At 69.2% G+C, this 17,933-nt stretch carries 15 protein-coding genes, 1 rRNA gene and 2 pseudogenes; 2 read left to right on the top strand and 16 right to left on the bottom strand.

Features of this window, described 5'->3' with window-relative positions:
- The 11 genes from HHX41_RS11960 to argC all read right to left on the bottom strand — a co-directional run.
- Positions 1 to 91 (bottom strand): 16S ribosomal RNA (locus HHX41_RS11960); the annotation flags it as partial.
- Between the two features lie 665 nt (positions 92 to 756).
- The gene (gene tyrS, locus HHX41_RS11955; protein WP_182905984.1) at positions 757 to 2,022 is read right to left on the bottom strand and encodes a tyrosine--tRNA ligase; all 1,266 of its coding nucleotides are present in this window, start codon (positions 2,020 to 2,022) and stop codon (positions 757 to 759) included.
- Between the two features lie 131 nt (positions 2,023 to 2,153).
- Positions 2,154 to 2,837 carry a DNA-3-methyladenine glycosylase gene (locus HHX41_RS11950; RefSeq protein ID WP_182905983.1) on the bottom strand — a complete coding sequence of 228 codons (684 nt, stop codon included), beginning with the start codon at positions 2,835 to 2,837 and terminating at the stop codon, positions 2,154 to 2,156.
- Positions 2,819 to 4,231, bottom strand: a complete 1,413-nt coding sequence (gene argH / locus HHX41_RS11945; RefSeq protein ID WP_169983320.1) for an argininosuccinate lyase — start codon at positions 4,229 to 4,231, stop codon at positions 2,819 to 2,821. The genes HHX41_RS11950 and argH overlap by 19 nt, the downstream gene beginning before the upstream one ends.
- A 233-nt stretch (positions 4,232 to 4,464) precedes the next feature.
- On the bottom strand, positions 4,465 to 4,608 hold the full coding sequence (locus tag HHX41_RS11940) for a hypothetical protein (RefSeq protein ID WP_182905982.1): 144 nt from the start codon (positions 4,606 to 4,608) through the stop codon (positions 4,465 to 4,467).
- The gene (locus tag HHX41_RS11935) at positions 4,605 to 5,189 is read right to left on the bottom strand and encodes an arginine repressor (protein WP_310741933.1); all 585 of its coding nucleotides are present in this window, start codon (positions 5,187 to 5,189) and stop codon (positions 4,605 to 4,607) included. The genes HHX41_RS11940 and HHX41_RS11935 overlap by 4 nt, the downstream gene beginning before the upstream one ends.
- Positions 5,186 to 6,178, bottom strand: coding sequence for an ornithine carbamoyltransferase (gene argF, locus HHX41_RS11930; RefSeq protein ID WP_182905981.1), 993 nt, complete (start codon positions 6,176 to 6,178; stop codon positions 5,186 to 5,188). The genes HHX41_RS11935 and argF overlap by 4 nt, the downstream gene beginning before the upstream one ends.
- Entirely contained in the window at positions 6,171 to 7,361 is a 1,191-nt protein-coding gene (locus HHX41_RS11925; RefSeq protein ID WP_182905980.1) for an acetylornithine transaminase, read from the bottom strand. Before HHX41_RS11925 ends, argF begins: the two co-directional genes overlap by 8 nt.
- Complete coding sequence (gene argB, locus HHX41_RS11920) at positions 7,358 to 8,338, bottom strand: acetylglutamate kinase (protein WP_182905979.1); 981 nt, start codon at positions 8,336 to 8,338, stop codon at positions 7,358 to 7,360. Before argB ends, HHX41_RS11925 begins: the two co-directional genes overlap by 4 nt.
- Positions 8,335 to 9,489 carry a bifunctional glutamate N-acetyltransferase/amino-acid acetyltransferase ArgJ gene (gene argJ, locus HHX41_RS11915; RefSeq protein WP_169983092.1) on the bottom strand — a complete coding sequence of 385 codons (1,155 nt, stop codon included), beginning with the start codon at positions 9,487 to 9,489 and terminating at the stop codon, positions 8,335 to 8,337. The genes argB and argJ overlap by 4 nt, the downstream gene beginning before the upstream one ends.
- A 124-nt stretch (positions 9,490 to 9,613) precedes the next feature.
- Positions 9,614 to 10,636, bottom strand: coding sequence for an N-acetyl-gamma-glutamyl-phosphate reductase (argC, locus tag HHX41_RS11910; RefSeq protein ID WP_169983093.1), 1,023 nt, complete (start codon positions 10,634 to 10,636; stop codon positions 9,614 to 9,616).
- 191 nt (positions 10,637 to 10,827) lie between these two features.
- Here argC and HHX41_RS11905 point away from each other — a divergent pair, with 191 nt between their 5' ends.
- Positions 10,828 to 12,483 carry a class I adenylate-forming enzyme family protein gene (locus tag HHX41_RS11905; protein WP_182905978.1) on the top strand — a complete coding sequence of 552 codons (1,656 nt, stop codon included), beginning with the start codon at positions 10,828 to 10,830 and terminating at the stop codon, positions 12,481 to 12,483.
- A gap of 87 nt (positions 12,484 to 12,570) precedes the next feature.
- On the top strand, positions 12,571 to 12,945 hold the full coding sequence (locus tag HHX41_RS11900) for a nuclear transport factor 2 family protein (RefSeq protein ID WP_182905977.1): 375 nt from the start codon (positions 12,571 to 12,573) through the stop codon (positions 12,943 to 12,945).
- A gap of 185 nt (positions 12,946 to 13,130) precedes the next feature.
- On the opposite strand, the pseudogene HHX41_RS11895 reads toward HHX41_RS11900, so the two are convergent.
- The 5 genes and pseudogenes from HHX41_RS11895 to HHX41_RS42265 form a co-directional block, all read right to left on the bottom strand.
- Positions 13,131 to 14,162, bottom strand: a pseudogene (locus tag HHX41_RS11895) (serine hydrolase domain-containing protein); the annotation flags it as partial.
- Positions 14,163 to 15,414: 1,252 nt separating this feature from the next.
- The gene (locus tag HHX41_RS11890) at positions 15,415 to 15,777 is read right to left on the bottom strand and encodes a hypothetical protein (RefSeq protein WP_182905976.1); all 363 of its coding nucleotides are present in this window, start codon (positions 15,775 to 15,777) and stop codon (positions 15,415 to 15,417) included.
- A gap of 367 nt (positions 15,778 to 16,144) precedes the next feature.
- Positions 16,145 to 16,519, bottom strand: a complete 375-nt coding sequence (locus HHX41_RS11885; RefSeq protein ID WP_182905975.1) for a hypothetical protein — start codon at positions 16,517 to 16,519, stop codon at positions 16,145 to 16,147.
- Positions 16,520 to 16,696: 177 nt separating this feature from the next.
- Positions 16,697 to 16,969, bottom strand: coding sequence for a recombinase family protein (locus HHX41_RS42270; protein WP_396794389.1), 273 nt, complete (start codon positions 16,967 to 16,969; stop codon positions 16,697 to 16,699).
- A 157-nt stretch (positions 16,970 to 17,126) separates the two neighbouring features.
- Positions 17,127 to 17,606 (bottom strand): annotated as a pseudogene (locus tag HHX41_RS42265) (recombinase family protein); the annotation flags it as partial.
- Between the last annotated feature and the right edge of the window lie 327 nt (positions 17,607 to 17,933).

Raw genomic sequence — 17,933 nt, 5'->3', positions numbered from 1 at the left:
TCGAGTACCCCGAAGGGCCTTTCCGCTCGACTTGCATGTGTTAAGCACGCCGCCAGCGTTCGTCCTGAGCCAGGATCAAACTCTCCAAACAATGCTTGAAAAGAGATCACTCTGGCCGGCACCCCCCGGCTAAGGAAAGGGCACCGTTCAAAGGAATCCGTCACCAACACCGAAGTGCTGTCATGACGGGGTCATGCATGATTTCATGCACTGGCTTTTAGCACACTGTTGAGTTCTCAAGAAACGGACGCGACCACCATCACCCAGAACCCGATCAACGGGTCCCGAGATCCAGGGCGATAACTTCCGTTCGGCCGACTCCGCGGCGATCGCCGTACCGCAGACCTGGAGGGCCATGCGATCCCAGCCGATGCTCTTGTTAGAGTGACCGCCCCTTTCGGGGCAACCACTCCATCTTAAACCCTCGCCCGCTTCGCGTCAAACCCTTCGGCTTGGCCGCGCCACGAACGACCCTGACCTGACGCGAGCGCCTCGTCTGGGTGGTTGTCAGAGTGGCTTGCCCGTCGGGGTCCGGCCGCCTGTCGGCGTCCCGCTCTCCCCGGGGGCGAAGAAAACATTAGGCAACCCGGGTCTGGCCGTCAAATCACGGCGAGATGGCCGAAACCCCAGGCCAGACGGGAACTTCCGACGCCGGCCGCCATGAACGCCACAGGATTGTTACCCTCGTCACAACAACACTTGACCAAGAAACAGCCGCCCTGACCTCAGGCCAGGGCGGCTGTTCGGTTCGGAGGGTCAGGCGATCTCGACGCCGCCGACCGTCTTCTTGCCTCTGCGCAGCACGAGGAACCGGCCGTGCAGCAGGTCGTCCGCCGAGGGCACGTACTCCTCGTCGGTGATCTTCGTGTTGTTCAGGTACGCGCCGCCTTCCTTGACGGCACGCCGCGCCGCGGACTTCGACTCCACCAGCCCGCTCTCCGCGAGCAGCTCGACGTACGGCGCACCCAGAGCCGGCACGACGGCCTTGGGCACCTCGGCGAGGGCGGACTCCAGCGTCCGGGCGTCGAGCTCGGCCAGGGAGCCCTGGCCGAACAGCGCACGCGAAGCGGCGATCACGCGGGCCAGCTCGTCAGAGCCGTGCACCAGAGTCGTCAGGTCCTCGGCCAGGGCTCGCTGCGCCTCTCGAGCCGCCGGTCGCTCGGCCACGGACTTCTCCAGCTCCTCGATCTCCTCCCGTGGGCGGAAGGTGAAGACCTTGAGGAAACGCACCACGTCGCGGTCGTCCGCGTTCAGCCAGAACTGGTAGAACGCGTACGGCGAGGTCAGCGCGGGATCGAGCCAGATCGCCCCGCCTGCCGTCTTGCCGAATTTCGTGCCGTCCGCCTTGGTGATCAGCTTGCCGGTGAGCGCGTGGACGTGCCCGCCCTCGACCCGCCGGATCAGGTCGACGCCGGCGGTGATGTTGCCCCACTGGTCACTGCCACCGAGCTGCAGGGTGCAGCCACGCCGCCGGTACAGCTCCAGGTAGTCGTTGGCCTGCAGGATCTGGTAGCTGAACTCGGTGTAGCTCAGCCCCTCACCGGCCAGCCGGGCGGAGACCGACTCCCTGCCCAGCATGCGGTTGACGGGGAAGTGCTTGCCGACGTCCCGGAGGAAATCGATCGCCGACAGCTGCGCCGTCCAGTCGAGGTTGCTGACCAGCGTCGCCGCCGTCGGCCCCTCCTCGAACGACAGGAACTTCTCGACCTGCACGCGGATTCGAGCCACCCATTCCGCGACGATGTCGCTGGAGTTCAGCGCCCGCTCGGTGCTGCGCCCGCTCGGATCGCCGATCAGACCGGTGGCGCCTCCGACCAGGCCGATGGGCCGGTGGCCCGCTCGCTGGAAGCGGGTCAGGATCAGCAGCGTGGCCAGGTTGCCGACGTGCAATGAGGGTGCGGTCGGGTCGAAGCCCGCATACACGGTGATCGGACCGTCGGCGAGTGCCTTGCGCAGCGCGTCGATGTCGGTGGTCTGCGCGATCACGTCGCGCCACTCGAGCTCGTCGAGGATGTCAGCCATCTCCGACGTAGGCACGAGGTTGCCTGAAGTTGCGGTCACGGTCGTGGCTTTCGCTTATCGATGGTGGGTGTACGGGCTTCCGTACAAGCCTGCCTGATCACGAAACCTTATCGCCACTTCAACCCGGCGCGTCAGCTCGTGGTGCGGCCCCGGCGCCGGGGAACGTGGGCGCGGTACGGCGAGACGGTGAGGTCCCCGTCGATCCAGAACCGCCAGGGCGTGTCGGCGCCCGCGGACACCCCGGTGCGGGGGCCCGTCCTGACCTGCCCGGACGGCACGGGCCGGCCCTCGTGCACCCGAATCGGGCCGCCGGAGCAGCAGTCCGTCCCGTTGTGCTCCCGCACCAGGCCGAGCGCCACCGTGAGCCGGGCCGGCCCACGCGCGAGGTCACGGTCCGGGACCCGCCGCACCAGCCCTTCCAGGTCCGGGCCGGCGGCGTGCGGCATACGGCGGACGCGGGCGGTGTGCACACCCGCGATCACCTCGCCGGCGCGTAACAGGACGGCCGAGCCGGTGCCCGCGGGCATGCACACGAGGTTCGCGCAATAGTGCATGCCGTACGTGAAGTAGACGTAGACGTGCCCCGGCGGCCCGAACATGACCGAGTTGCGCGGCGTGCGCCCCCGGTAGGTGTGGGAGGCCGGGTCCTGCCCCGGCCCGCCGTACGCCTCGACCTCGCTCAGCCGCACCGCCACCGACCCGTGCACGACCACGCGGCCGAGCAGGTCGGGCGCGACCACGTCAGAAGGCCGGTCGAAGAAGTCGCGGCCGAGCGGCGCGCCCGCGACGTCCTCGATCAGTTCTCGTTCGCCCATGCCGCCTGACCGTCGACGACCTCCCGGAGGTTCGCGATCTGGTCGCGGACCCGGTCGGGCGCGGTGCCGCCGAAGGCGCTGCGGGCGGCCAGCGCGCCGTGCACGTTCAGCACGTCGCGCACGCTCGCACCCGTGGCGTCGACGGCGAAGTGCGGCGAGACCTTGGCCAGCTCGTCGTCGGTGAGCTCGCCGAGGTCCTTGTCGTTCACCTGGCACCACACCACGAGGTGGCCGACGGCCTCGTGCGCGTCACGGAACGGGACCCCGCGGCGGACCAGCAGTTCGGCGAGGTCGGTCGCCAGGGCGAAGCCGTCGGGCGCGCTGGACTCCAGCTTGGCCTTGTTCACCCGCATCGTGGAGACCATGCCCGACACCGCCGGGAGCACCAGGAGCAGTGTGTCGACCGCGTCGAACACCGGCTCCTTGTCCTCCTGCAGGTCCCGGTTGTAGGTGAGCGGCAGGCCCTTGAGGGTCGTCAGCAGCGACATCAGCGAACCGATCAGCCTGCCGCTCTTGCCCCGGGCCAGCTCGGCGACGTCGGGGTTCTTCTTCTGCGGCATGATCGACGAGCCGGTGGAGTAGGCGTCGTCCACCTCGATCCACCGGAACTCCTGCGAGGCCCACAGCACGATCTCCTCGCCGAGCCTGGAGATGTGCACGCCGATCAGCGCGGCACAGAACAGGAACTCCGCCGCGAAGTCGCGGTCGGCGACCGCGTCCATCGAGTTCGGCGCGGGAGCGTCGAACCCGAGTTCGGCGGCGACGGCGGCGGGGTCGAGCGGCAGGGAGGAACCGGCCAGCGCGCCCGAGCCGAGCGGCGAGATCGCCGCGCGCCTGTCCCAGTCGCGAAGGCGGTCCACGTCCCTGGTGAGCGCGTGGACGTGGGCCAGAAGCTGGTGGCCGAACGACACCGGCTGGGCGTGCTGCAGATGGGTCATACCGGGGGCGGCGACGTCGGCGTTCTCCTCGGCCTGGCTGATCAGCGCCGTCTCCAGCTCGGCGAGCCGGGAGACGATCGTGCGGACGTGGTCACGCAGATAGAGGCGCAGGTCGGTGGCGATCTGGTCGTTGCGGCTGCGACCGGCACGGAGCTTGCCGCCCAGCGAGCCGAGCCGTTCGAGCAGGCCGCGCTCCAATGCCGTGTGCACGTCCTCGTCGGCCACGGTGGGGCGGAATTCTCCCGCGCGGCAGGCACGGTCGAGGTCGTCGAGCGCACCCAGCATGCGGTCGAGCTCCTCCTGCGTCAGCAGCCCGGCGCGGTGCAGCACTCGCGCGTGCGCGCGCGAGGCAAGCAGATCGTACGGCGCGAGCCGCCAGTCGAACTGCACGCTCACCGACAGGCGCGTGAGGGCGTCCGCGGGTCCCCCCTCGAACCTGCCACCCCAGAGCCTCATCGGCTTGTTGTCCGCCACCGTCTTCTCCCTCCGATATTCGAGTCCCTGCCGAAAAGATGACCGCGCGCCGTTCCCGCCCGGGCCGTCGTACGTAGATCATCGCGCCTGGTCCGGCTCCCTCGGATGAACCCTCGGCGCGTTTCTTCACGCGGATCCTTTGCGGGACTAATCCGCGACCTTAGCCGACGTACGCCCCGGTCCCTGCACCGGAACCGGGGCGTACACCGAGTCGATCAGGCCTGGCGGGCGTCCCGCGCGGCCGCGATTTCGTGCTCGTCGATCGAGTGCCTCGACCTCTCGACGACGGCCGGCTGCAGGCCCTTCCCCTCGGCGACGGCGACTTCGCCGGAGGATGCGCGCGCTGCCCTGTCCGTCACTGTTCCCGCTCTTCGCTGTCGTGGGCGCGGACCTCTGCGGCGAGCTTGTGCCTGCTCACATCGGGCGTGCGGCGAGTGGCGAGGTTGAGCAGAGACTCCGCCAGCCCCTGCCCTCCGATGGGGTCACGGCTGATCACGAGGATCGTGTCGTCGCCGGCCACCGTGCCGAGGATGGATTCCCAGCCCGCGTGGTCGATGGCCGAGGCGAGGAACTGCGCCGCCCCCGGCGGCGTGCGCAGGATCACGAGGTTGGCCGACGCCTCGGCCGACACCAGAAGCTCCTCCGCGATCCTCCGCAGCCGCGCGTCGGGGTTCTCCGGCAGCCCGTTCGTGGCGCCGGTGCGGTAGAGGGGGATCCGTCCCCCGCCCTCGCCGGGCAGCGCGTAGACCAGCGTGCCGTCGTCGGCCCGCAGCTTCAGCGCGCCCAGCTCGTCGAGATCCCGGGAGAGCGTGGCCTGGGTGACCTCCACTCCCTGCTCCGCCAGGAGCTTGGCCAGCTCGGGCTGCGAGCGCACCTTGTGCCTGGTCAGCAGCTCCACTATGCGAGCGTGCCGAGCCGCCTTGGTGAGCGGGATGGTCACGACCCCTCCGCGCCCCGCGTCGCCAGCCAGTGCAGCAGCGCCTTCTGGGCATGCAGCCGGTTCTCCGCCTGGTCCCACACGACGCTCTGCGGCCCGTCGATGACATCCGCGGCGATCTCCATCCCCCGGTAGGCCGGGAGACAGTGAAGGACGATCGCGTCCGGGGCCGCGAGGCCGAGCAGGGCGGTGGACACCTGGTAGGAGGCGAAGGCCGCGACCCGCTCGTCCTTGCCGTCCTGGCCCATGGACACCCAGGTATCGGTGGCGACGACATGCGCCCCGGCCACCGCGGCCTCCGGGTCGCTCACCGCTGTGACCGACCCGCCCGTCGCCGCCGCGATCTCGGCCGCCCGCTCCATGACCAGGGCGTCGGGAAGGTAGCCCACCGGCGCCCCGACCCGGACGTGCATGCCGGCCGTGGCCCCGCCCAGCAGGTAGGAGTGGGCCATGTTGTTGGCACCGTCGCCGAGGTAGGCGAGCGTGAGACCCCTCGGCGACCCCTTGTGCTCCCGGATCGTCTGCAGGTCGGCGAGGATCTGGCAGGGGTGGAACTCGTCGGTCAGCGCGTTCACCACCGGCACCGACGAATGAGCCGCCATCGCCTCGATGCGCTCCTGGCCCGCCGTCCGCCACACGATCGCCGCGACCTGGCGGGACAGCACCCGCGCGGTGTCCTCGACCGGCTCGCCCCGTCCCAGCTGCGACGTGCCGAGGTCCATGACCAGTGGCTGGCCGCCCAGCTCGGCGACGCCCACGGTGAAGGAGACCCGGGTGCGGGTGGAGGGCTTGTCGAACAGCACGGCGACCGTGCGGGGGCCCGCGAAGGGCCGGTAGCCGAACCTGTCCTTCTTCATCGCCTCGGCCAGGTCGAGCACCTGTGCCTGCTCCTCCGGCGACAGGTCGTCGTCCCGCAGGAAGTGCCTGACTCGCGCCGGGTAGCCGCCCTGGCTCGGGCCGTCGTCAGGGGTCAGGAGGTCGTCGTCAGGCATTTGCGGTCTCCAGGATGCCGGGCAGCGCGTCGAGGAAGGTCCGTACGTCGGACTCGGTGATCACAAGCGGCGGCGCGAGCCGTACCGCGTCGGGCTGAAGGGCGTTGACCAGGAAACCGGCTTCCTGCGCCGCCGCCTGCACCTGCGCGGACTTGGGCGCGGTGAGCACGGCGGCCAGCCAGAGCCCTCGCCCCCTGACCCCCTTGAGCAGCGGGTGCCGCACAGCGGAGATGCCCTCGGACAGCAGCGCCCCCACCTTGGCGACGTTGCCGAGAAGTCCGTCGCGCTCGATCGTGTCCAGCACGGCGAGCGCCGCCGCGGACGAGATCGGGTTGCCGCCGAAGGTCGAGCCGTGGTCGCCCTTGGCGAAGACCTCGCCGGCCTCGCCGAAGCCCACGCAGGCGCCGATCGGCAGGCCCCCGCCCAGGCCCTTGGCCAGCGTCAGCACGTCGGGGACGACCCCTTCCGCCTGGTGTGCGAACCAGTGCCCCGTGCGGCCGATGGCCGACTGGATCTCGTCGGCGACGAGCAGCGCCCCCGCCGAGGAGCAGATCTCCCTGGCGGCACGGAAGTAGCCCTCGGGCGGCGGGACGACCCCGGCCTCGCCCTGGGTGGGCTCAAGGAAGACCGCGGCGCAGTCCTCGGTCACCGCGTTCTTCAGCGCGTCCGCGTCCCCGTACGGGACGAACCGCACGTCGAGCGGGAACGGCCCGAACTGGTCGCGGATCGACGGCTTGCCGGTGAGCGACAGCGCGCCGAGCGTGCGGCCGTGGAAGCCGTTCTCCGCCGCGACCAGGTAGGCGCGGCCGTGCGTCCTGCCGTACTTGATGGCGATCTTGACCGCCGCCTCGTTGGCCTCGGTGCCGGAGTTGGCGAGGAAGACCCGCGCCGGCTCTGCGAGCAGGGCGAGCAGCCTCTCGGCGAGCAGCACCTCGGGCTCGTGCAGGAACAGGTTCGAGGTGTGCGCGAGGGTGGCCACCTGCCGGGACACCGCCTCGACCAGGGCCGGGTGGTTGTGCCCGAGCGAGGTCACCGCGATGCCGCCGATGAGGTCGAGGTAGCGGCGTCCGTCCACGTCCCAGACGGCGCAGCCCTCACCGCGGGCGATGGCGACGGGCGGCACGCCGTAGTTGCGCATGAACGCCGCCTCGAAGCGTCCGCGCAGTTCGTCGTTGGTGGTCATCTGGCAACCTCCCCGTTGACGGCGCCGTCCGCCGTCGCCCCGATCCCGTCCGGCACCGCCGGAACGGCGGCGTCGGGCTCGACCAGCGTCCCGATGCCCTCGTCGGTGAAGACCTCCAGCAGCAGCGCGTGCGGCACCCGTCCGTCGAGCACGTGGGCCTGCGGAACGCCGCCGCGCACGGCGGCCAGACATGCCTCCATCTTCGGCACCATGCCACTGGACAGCGAGGGCAGCAAGGCGGCGAGTTCGGACGCCCCTATGCGGCTGACGACCTCCTCGCCCGAGCCTGCGTCCCCGCCTTCGGCAGGAGGTTGCCAGTCGGCGTACAGCCCCTCGACATCGGTGAGGACGATGAGCTTCGACGCCTGGAGCGCCACGGCGAGGGCGGCGGCGGCGGTGTCGGCGTTGACGTTGTAGATCCCGCCGTCCTCTCCGCGGGCCACGGAGGACACCACCGGGATGCGGCCGTCGTCGAGCAGGGCCCGCACGGCTCCGGCCTCGACCCGGACGATCTCTCCGACCTGGCCGATGTCGACCTTGACGCCGTCCACGACGACGTGCTTGCGCTCGGCGGTGAACAGGTGGGCGTCCTCGCCGGACATACCGACCGCGAACGGGCCGTGCCCGTTGATCAGGCCGACCACGTCGCGGTTGACCTGGCCGACCAGGACCATCCGCACGACCTGCATCGCCTCGGGGGTGGTCACCCGCAACCCGGACACGAAGTGGCTGTCGATCCCGAGCAGGTCGAGGTGCGACTGGATCTGCGGCCCGCCGCCGTGCACGATCACCGGGCGCAGGCCGGCGTAACGCAGGAACACCACGTCGGCCGCGAACTTGGCCCGCAGGTGCTCCTCGGTCATCGCGTTCCCGCCGTACTTGATGACGACGGTCGCGCCGTGGAAGCGCGCCAGCCAGGGCAGCGCCTCGATCAGGGTGTGCGCCTTGTCCAGGGCGCCGTTCCGCCTGACGCTCATGACGAGTACGCCGAGTTCTCGTGCACGTACGCCGCCGTGAGGTCGGTGGTGTGCACGGTCGCGGTGTGCGGGCCCGCGGACAGGTCGACGGTGATGGTCACGTCTCGGGGCCGCAGGTCGACCTTGGCGCGGTCGTCCCCCGCCGCGCCGCCGCGGCAGATCCAGATGCCGTTGACCGCCACGTTGACCCGCTCGGCGTCGAACACGGCGTCGGTGGTGCCGACCGCGCTGACCACCCGGCCCCAGTTGGGGTCCTCACCGTGGATGGCGCACTTGAGCAGGTTGGAGCGGGCCACCGCGCGGCCCACGGCCACCGCGTCCTCCTCCGTCGCCGCCCCGACGACCTCGATGGCGATCGCCTTCGTGGCGCCCTCGGCGTCCACCAGAAGCTGCCGGGCCAGGTCCGCGCAGACGGCGGTGACGACCTTCTCGAACTCGGCGAGGTCGGGGCGCACGCCAGACGCGCCGCTCGCGAGCAGCAGCACCGTGTCGTTCGTCGACATGCATCCGTCGGTGTCGAGCCGGTCGAACGTCACGGAGGTGGCCCTGCGCAGCACCGTGTCGAGCTCCTCGGAGGTGAGGTCGGCGTCGGTGGTGAGCACGCACAGCATCGTGGCGAGTGCCGGCGCGAGCATCCCCGCGCCCTTGGCCATGCCGCCCACCATGTAGCCGTTCTCCCCACGGCGGAAGGAGATCTTGCTGACGGTGTCGGTGGTCCGGATCGCGTCGGCCGCCGCCAGGCCGCCGTCGCGGCTGAGCTGGGCGGCCGCGGTCCCCACCCCGCCGAGCAGCGCGTCGATCGGCAGCCGCTCGCCGATCAGGCCGGTGGAGCAGACCGCGACCTCGGCCGCGGAGTCGTCCAGGACCTCGGCGACCTTCTCGGCGGTGGCGTGGGTGTCCTGGAAACCCAGCGGACCGGTGCAGGCGTTGGCGCCGCCGGAGTTGAGGACGACGGCCCTGACCTGGCCTCCGCTGAGGACCTGGGCCGACCACAGGACCGGTGCGGCCTTGAAGCGGTTGCGGGTGAAGACGCCCGCCGCGGCGCGCGAGGGACCGTCGTTGACGACCAGGGCGAGGTCGCGGGCGCCGCCGCTCTTGATCCCGGCGGCGACTCCGGCGGCGCGGAAGCCCAGCGGTGCGGTGACGCTCATGCCGCCCCCCTGTCTGAAAGCTCGGAATCACGTCGTGCCGAAGGCGCGCAGGTCGGTACCGCGCGAACCGCGCTCTGCTTATCGGTTCGCTCGCTCATGCGCGCCTCCATAGGGACGATCTTGCTCACGGGGCGACTCCATTGGTGGGAAGTCCGACTTCTTCCGGCAGGCCGAGAGCGAGGTTGGCGCTCTGGATCGCGCCGCCCGCGGTGCCCTTGGTGAGGTTGTCGATGGCGACGACGGCGACGATCCGCCCGGCCCGCTCGTCGAGGGTGACCTGCAGGACCGCCGTGTTGGCCCCCACCGTCATCGCGGTCGCCGGCCAGACCCCCTCGGGCAGCAGGTGGAGGAACGGCTCGTCCTTCACCGCCGTCTCGTACGCCTCGCGGAGCGTGGCCGCGGTGACGCCGGAGGCGGCGGGAGCCGTGCAGGTGGCGAGGATGCCTCGGCTCATGGGTGCGAGGGTCGGCGTGAACGACACCCGGACCGGCCGTCCGGCGACCGCCGACAGGTTCTGCTCCATCTCCGGAGTGTGCCGGTGCACCCCGCCCACGCCGTACGCGCTGACCGAGCCCATGACCTCGCTGCCGAGCAGATGGGCCTTGGGCGCCCGGCCGGCCCCGGAGGTGCCGCTCGCGGCGACCACCACGACGTCGGGCTCGGCCAGCCCGGCCGCGAAGGCGGGGAACAACGCCAGCGTCGCGGCGGTCGGGTAGCAGCCCGGGACGGCGATGCGCCGGGCGCCGCGCAGGACCTCGCGCTGACCGGGCAGCTCGGGCAGGCCGTAGGGCCACGTGCCGGCGTGGGCACCGCCGTAGAATGCTGTCCACTCCTGCGCGCTGGTCAGCCGGAAGTCGGCGCCGCAGTCGACGACGAGCGTGCCGTCGCCGAGTTCGGCGGCGACCGAGGCCGACTGGCCGTGCGGGAGGGCGAGGAAGACGACGTCGTGACCGGCGAGCACGTCGGAGGTGGTCTGCTCGATCACCCGGTCGGCCAGCGACGGCAGGTGGGGTTGGTGGGCGCCGAGCCTCGTGCCCGCGCTGGACGCCGCGGTCAGCGCGCCGATCTCGACGTCGGGATGGCCGAGCAGCAGGCGGAGCAGCTCTCCTCCCGCATAGCCGCTGGCTCCGGCGATCGCCGCCCTCATCCGCGCCCCCGATTCTCCGCGATCACTGCATGGTCATGCAGCAGACCTCATGTTCTTGCTGGTGTAGAGAGTATGCAACGCAAAGCATGAGCATGCAAGCAGCGTTCCGAGGAATGGACATCTAGCCGCCGTACCTACCGGTCGGTATCGTGAAACCTCCGGTTGACGAACGAATCCGGGAGTGCGCCAGCATGACGATCACGAACGAACAGGTCCAGGCCCAGCTCACGGCGCCCGGGCAGCTCTTCGAGATGGACGAGGTCGAGGTCGGCGGTCACAAGATCCGGGCATGGAAGCATGCTCCGGCCACGTTCCGGGCCCTCCTGGAGATCACCCGGTTCCACGGGGACAAGGTGTTCGTGGTCTACGAGGACGAGCGCATCACCTACGAGGAGCACTTCCGGCTGGCCGCGACGCTCGCCAACCGTCTCGTGGACGACTTCGGCGTGCGCAAGGGCGACCGCGTCGCCGTCGCCATGCGCAACTACCCGGAATGGATCATCTCCTTCTCCGCCGTGCTCGCCGCCGGCGCGGTGGCCGTGCCGCTCAACGCCTGGTGGACCGAGCAGGAACTGGAGTACGGACTGGCCGACTCGGGCGCCAAGCTCGTGATCGCCGACGGCGAGCGCGCCGCCCGCATGGCCGGCAGCGGCCTGCCGATGATCGTCACCCGCGGCGAGGGCGCCAACTGGGCGGAGGTCCTCGGCGAGGTCCGGGCCGACGTGACGCTGCCGCAGGTCGAAATCGGCCCCGACGACCCCGCCACGATCTTCTACACGTCAGGCACCACCGGCAGGTCCAAGGGCGCCCTCGGCAGCCACCGCAACCTCGGCCAGGCGCCGATGACCGTCGCGTACGCGATGATGCGCACCGTGGCCATGGCCGGCAGGGACGTGGCCGCGGCGGCCGAGAAGCGCAGGATCACCCTGCTCACCGTGCCCCTCTTCCACGTCACCGGGTGCTTCGCCGTACTGATGACCACGATGTTCAGCGGCGGCGGACTCGTGCTGATGTACAGGTGGGACCCCAAGCGGGCCCTGGAGCTCATCGAGCGTGAGCAGGTCACCGTGATGAGTGGCGTGCCGACCAACGCCTGGCAGCTGCTGTCCCACCCCGACCTGGACAAACACGACGTCTCCTCGCTTGGCTCCATCTCGTACGGCGGCGCCCCGGCCCCGCCGAAGCTGCTGGAGCGGCTCACCCGGACGCTCCCCAACCGCACGCCCGCCAACGGGTACGGCATGACCGAGACGACGGCGCTCGCGATCTACAACAGCGGCGCCGACTACCTGGCCAAGCCCGACAGCATCGGGCTGCCGCTCGCCGTCGTGGACGTCAAGGTCTGCGACCCGCTCGGCGCCGAACTGCCGCCCGGCGAGGTCGGCGAGCTGTGCATGCGCGGGCCGATCGTCATCATGGGCTACTGGAACCGCCCGGACGCCACGGCCGAGACGTTCGTGGACGGCTGGCTGCACACCGGGGACCTGGCCCGCATCGACGAGGACGGCTTCGTCTACATCGTCGACCGCGCCAAGGACATGGTCATCAGGGGTGGCGAGAACGTCTACTGCGCCGAGGTCGAGGCCGCCCTGTTCGAGCATGCCGCGGTGGACGACGCGGCGGTGATCGGCATCCCGGACGACGAGCTGGGCGAGCAGGTCGGCGCGGTCGTACGGCTCAAGCAGGGCGCCGGCGCCACCGGCGAGGAGCTCCAGGAGTTCCTGCGCGGCCGCATCGCGGCGTTCAAGGTGCCGGTGCGGTTCTGGTTCAGGGAGGCCGAACTGCCGCGCAACCCCGGCGGCAAGGTGCTCAAGACCCACCTGCGCAGGGAGACCCTGGGCCTCTAGGGTTACCTGCCACGTAATCGCCCCTCCTCGGGGGTCCGTGACACCGTTCACGTGTCGTCACGGAAGACATCCCCGAAGGAGTGGAAGATGACCGACTACACCGCCCTGGCCGAGCGTTATGTCGCCGCCTGGAACGAGCGCGACGCCGAGGCCAGGGCGAAGGCGGTGGCGGAGCTGTGGGCCGAGGACGGCGGCTACACCGACCCGCTGGCCGCCGTCACCGGACACGACGGTATCGCCGCGGTGATCGCCGGTGCGCAGGACATGTTCCCCGGGTTCGTGTTCACCCTCGGCGGGCCCGTGGACGGCCATCACGACATCGCGCGCTTCACCTGGCACCTCGGCCCGGAAAGCCCCGGCGGGGCGGCCGAGCCGGTCGTGATCGGCTTCGACGTGGTGGCGCTCGACGAGGACGGCCGGATCAGGGACGTGTACGGCTTCCTCGACAAGGTCCCCGCCTGATCGGCCGCCCCGGATCGCGGTGCCTCTCGGAGCCCGGTCCCCCTCGGAGCCGACGGCTGCGAGGGGACCGGGGTCGCCGGGCAGAACTCCGCGACGTTCGCCGCGGTGGTGAGCTCCCCCTGGTTCACCTTGTCGCCGTTCAGGTCGAAGGACAGCGTGTGGCGGCCGTCACGGGTGCCGGCCATCCAGGTGAGCGAGCCGAAGATGGTGCCGCCGTGCCCGTACACGGTGACGCCGCAGGGCAGCGTGACCATCATGACGCCGAGCCCGTAGCGGTAGGGGCCCGGCCCGTGGAAGACGTCCGACTTCGGCGTCGGGGTGAGCATCTCCCGCAACAGGGGCGCAGGCAGCAGGCGCCCGGACAGCAACGCCGAGTCGAACCGGTTCAGGTCGCCGACCGTGGAGATCATCTCCCCCGCGGCTCCGGCCCAGGAGGGGTTGAAGCGCTCGATGCCGTCCTTGCTGTACGCGTGGATGAAGGGGGCGCGGACATCCGGCGAGGTGCCGGGCAAGTAGGTCGCCCGCAGGCCCAGCGGACGCAGGACGCGCCTGGTGATCTCCTCGGCGTACGTGTGCCCGGTCACCCGCTGAATGATCATGCCGAGCAGCGCGTAGTTGGTGTTCGAGTACTCCCAGGACGTCCCGGGCGCGAACACCGGAGGGTGGCTGAGCGCGAACGCCACCAGCCGGCGTGGCGTGAAGGTCGTGAGCGGATCGCGTTCGAGCCCCTCCGGCACACGGCCGTCCTTCGTGTAGTTGAACAGCCCGCTGGTGTGGTTGAGCAGCATCCGGACAGTGACGGCCCGTCCGTCGTTGCCGTTGCCGGCGACCAGCCCCGGCAGCCACCGTTCGACCGTGTCGTCCAGGCGGAGACGGCCCTCGGCGACCAGCTGCAGGACGACGGTGGCGACGAACGTCTTGGTCGTGCTGCCGATCCTGAACCGCATGTCCGCCCGGGGCCTGCGCCGGGTTCCGGTGTCCGCGAACCCGCGCGTGACCGTCGTCGTACGGCCCGCCCTGGACACCTGGGCCAGGGCGCCCGGAGATCCCTCGCTCACCGCCCGGTCGAGGACGGCGCCCAGCGCCGCCTCCGCGTCACGCGGCCACCGTACGGCGTCGGCCCGCCGTACGGCTGTCCCCGGCGCGGCAGACACAGGCACGGCAGGCACAGCTGCCGCGGCCAGGACGAGAGCCGGCACGGTCACGACGCGAAGCATGATCGTCCGACACCGGGTGACGCCCATGCCGACTCCCTCCGCCGGGGCCGGGCGTCCGTCCGGGCGCGCGGCCGAGCCGCAGGGTCAGCATTCCCGCCACGCCCGCGCTGTCACCCGGCAGGGAGGGACGGAGCGTCCGACACGGGAGTCCGGAAAACGAGGCCTCACCCCTATCTACTTCAAGCGGGAAGTCCTCCAGCCGTACACATGCGAGCCAAACCGTTACAGGATCTCCTCCTCGCGACTCTCCTGCCTGGACTTGTGGGGGATTGACATCTCCTTCAATAGTGCTGGGCTCGTAGAAGTCTATCTGGGAGATCTTGGTCGCGATCTACCACCAGATGAGTGGGGCCATTGGCGCTCCTACAATGTCCCTCCCGAGGGAAGTATGGATGAGGGTAGGTTTCGCAGAGATTTCCTAAATCAATGGGCGAGTTCGAGGGATTTGTTTGGAGATCTTCGCCGCGCCCGCGAGAAGGCAGCTGAAATATCTAAGCAGCATCTAGGTGCACCAATATGGAGGCCACTCACTGGGGACATGCAAGCAGAGTTTCAGTCTCTCGTCGGGCCACTGACGGACGACCCTGCATCACTCGGCCAACCCCTCCTAGTCCCGACCAATGCTCTCATTGATGCCATTGATCCAGCGCCCCTTAAGGCAAATATTCAGACGTTCGACAAGGGCGACCAATCTTTACGCCTACTCCAGCGGTTCACCCAAGAGCTCGGAGATACTTCCGACATCACCGATATCGTGCGCAAACTGCAAAGCTTCCGCTCCAAAGGCGGAAGCGCCCATCTTGCGGGATCACAAAAAGACAAGGCAGCCGCAGATCTAGAAATCGTCGACCTCTCCAACATGGATGCCTTTGAGTCGGTGGTTCTTCGCGTCACTGGCTGCTTGGCGTCTATTAGTGAATTAATCTCTGAAAAATTTTCAGACTCAGGCGAGCGACCCGTAATCTCGGAACACGAGGAAGGACCCGGGATCAAGCTGAATAGCGATCGCTCCGCAGTTGGCAATTCACCGTTCACCTCTCGCCCCACCCCCGCTGCTCGATTGTTCGTGACCCTTGATCGGCGTCAACGCCGTCTGTGCGGGTGCCGTTCCTCGTATCGAGACGTCCACTTGCATCCCTCTGCGTCCGTGGGAGTCCGTAGACGTCCGCTGGCGTACGGCTGCATAAGGGCAAAAGGAATGGAGCTGTCACCCCTGGGGTAGGGTCACAGCTCCCGAGACGTCCAAGACGTACTACACCAACGAGGCTTCTCCGGTCGCGAGATCCACCGAGATGGTCAGGCTCGCCCTTCTGTACCATCGCCTGGATTCGGCACGGCGAGTGAAGTGGAAGACCAAGGTGGGACGTGGTCCCTCCGGACCGGGCAGTTGCTCAAGGGTGAAGTCTCGATCATCTTTCCACTCGGCTGCGCTGTAGCCACGGGAGGTCAACAGCGTTTGCGCTGCCGTCCGAGCCTGACTGATCTGCTCCCGGCCGAGTTCCAACGCCTCATCGTGCTTGTCGTGATCGCCTTGATCATCGAACAGGTGTCTGTGGTCGTAGCCGGTCTCGGCAAAGGTGGCACGAAGCCATTGGCGCTTCGCAGAAGTCGCCACCCGCCAGGTGTAGGCCAGCGAGTGCTAGATTCTCTCGCGGGATTTGGGCCGCTCCAGCATGACGCACAGGTTTCCGCCAACCTGGTCGCACAGATCGGCCAACATCCGAACGCCATCCCGGAAGTCATCCGAGGGCTCGTCCAGAGGCATCCACATTGCCTTGCCTGTGTGATTCATCGTTCGGATTTCGATCATGGCTCGATGCATGACCCGAGCAAGGGCGTACTCTGCGCCAGGCGGATAGGACTTACGCGGCCCTCTGAATCTGCCGAGGATGCGACCTCGCATGGTCTCCCTCATCTGTCCGTAGTCCCCTCACTCTCGCCAAATCGGCTCAAGCAGATCAGGGTTGAAGGGCTTCCGGCCCTTACCGCTCGGGTGGACGATCACGGCGTGCAGAGCCTCGCGTATGTGGGCACGCTTCTGCGACAGCGGGAAGGCCGCCCTCCTCCTCTGGCAGGTACCACCGCCGGCGAATCTCGGCCACGTCGATACGCGATCGAGCCTGCCGGCGCTCGGCCGACACCTTGAGACGCGCTTCCTCGGCCCGAAGGCGACTCACCGCCTTTTCCAGCCTCGGGAGCATGCGGAAGCAGTGCTCGTTTGAGACCTTGCTCTCCTCCCACTGGTGGGTCATTTCCTCCAGCCGCTCTTTGGCTTTCTCGTACTCCTCCGCATTCGGCCACTCGCCGTCCTGCTCCGCTTCCGCGAACTGCGCTTCCTCCATCTTGCTGATGACCAACTCCGAGATGAAGAAGTCGACGAGATGCCCGCGCCGACCGACGCCGGAGCAACCGCCCGCACTTGGGGATTCGCAGACGTAGTCCCACGGCCTCCTGCCGTTGTAGGTCGGGACGCGCGGCAGCTTGTTGCAGATGCCACCGCCCCTCTTTCTCCCGGGCGCAACGCAGAATGCCGGTCAGCAGGTAGCGGTGATCCCGGTAGTCCTGCGGCAGCACGCCGACGATCGCACCGTTGTTTCGATCCGCTTGCCCTTGCGGGCGTCGAGGAGCGCACGAATGGTCATCCACTGCTCAGGGGTGATGATGGGCTGCCAGGTGCCGACGACCGGGTTCCCACTCTCGTCGCGGGCCAGCCCGCCGTGGAGTTCCCGCCATCCGCAGTTGCGCGCGTGCCCCAGCATCGCCTTGATGGTCTTGGTGATCCAGAGGTTTCCGCGCGGCTTCAGCACACCGTTGCGCCGCCACTCGTTCGCGATGGAGCCCCCGCCCGGCGATGAACTGCTGCGCGGCCGAGCGGATCAGCTCCGCTTCAGCCGGTTCGAGAGTGACGCGGTCCCACTTCCAGCCGAACGGCCGATGTCCGCCCACCGGGATGCCCTGCTCGGCCCGCCTCCGGTGCCCCTGGCGGGTACGACGCGCGATCCGGCGCACTTCCTTCTTCGAGAAGACGACGCCGATCAGGCCCATCGTCTCGGCGTCCTCGTTGTAGAGGTCGATCTCCTGCTTCGCGTCGGCGAAGACGAAGCCCTCGTTGTGCGTGAACGCGTCCAGGAAGCGCTCGTAGTCGCCCGGCCGCCGCGCCAGGCGGTCATCGGCGACGACCACGACGCCCCGGATCTCCGTGCCGTCCGGCAGCTTCCCGGCCTTGAGCGCCTTCAACATGTCCTCGAAGGCGTCCCGCGCGACGTCGAGCCGCGCGGCCGACTTGTCGTTGTCGGTGTACTGGTGGACGGCCGTCCAGCCGTGCTGGGCCGCCGTCTCACGGTTGACCTCGTGCTGATCCTTGACGCCGCGGCCGTCCCGCTTGGTGTCCGCCGAGATGCGCGCGTACGACACCACAGGCACCAACGCCGACTGCTCCGCCATGATCCCTCCTGGACCCCTTGAGAGTACCTTCTGGAACCAGACGATTTACGACTCCTACCGCGGACGGCTCGCGGGCATCGAGCTGCTGTCCTATTCGGCCCGGCCCGATGCTGGGCGACGCGCGGGCCGGGTTCATGGCCCAGGTGGAGCACCCGCTTCTCCCTGGGCGCGGGCGGCCTGCTGTGCGTCGGCGCGGTCGCCCTCATGGCCGTGGTCCTGCCGAAGTTCCGCGCCTACGACGCCCGTACGGACGAGCACACCTTGGCCGAACGCGCCCGCCGCGAAGCCCCCGCACTCTGACCGCCGGCTCCCGCGGAACCGCCTGCG

Origin of the sequence: Microbispora sp. H13382, assembly GCF_014161445.1 — a bacterium.
GTDB lineage: Bacteria > Actinomycetota > Actinomycetes > Streptosporangiales > Streptosporangiaceae > Microbispora.
This window is presented reverse-complemented; position numbering and strand designations above follow the sequence as displayed.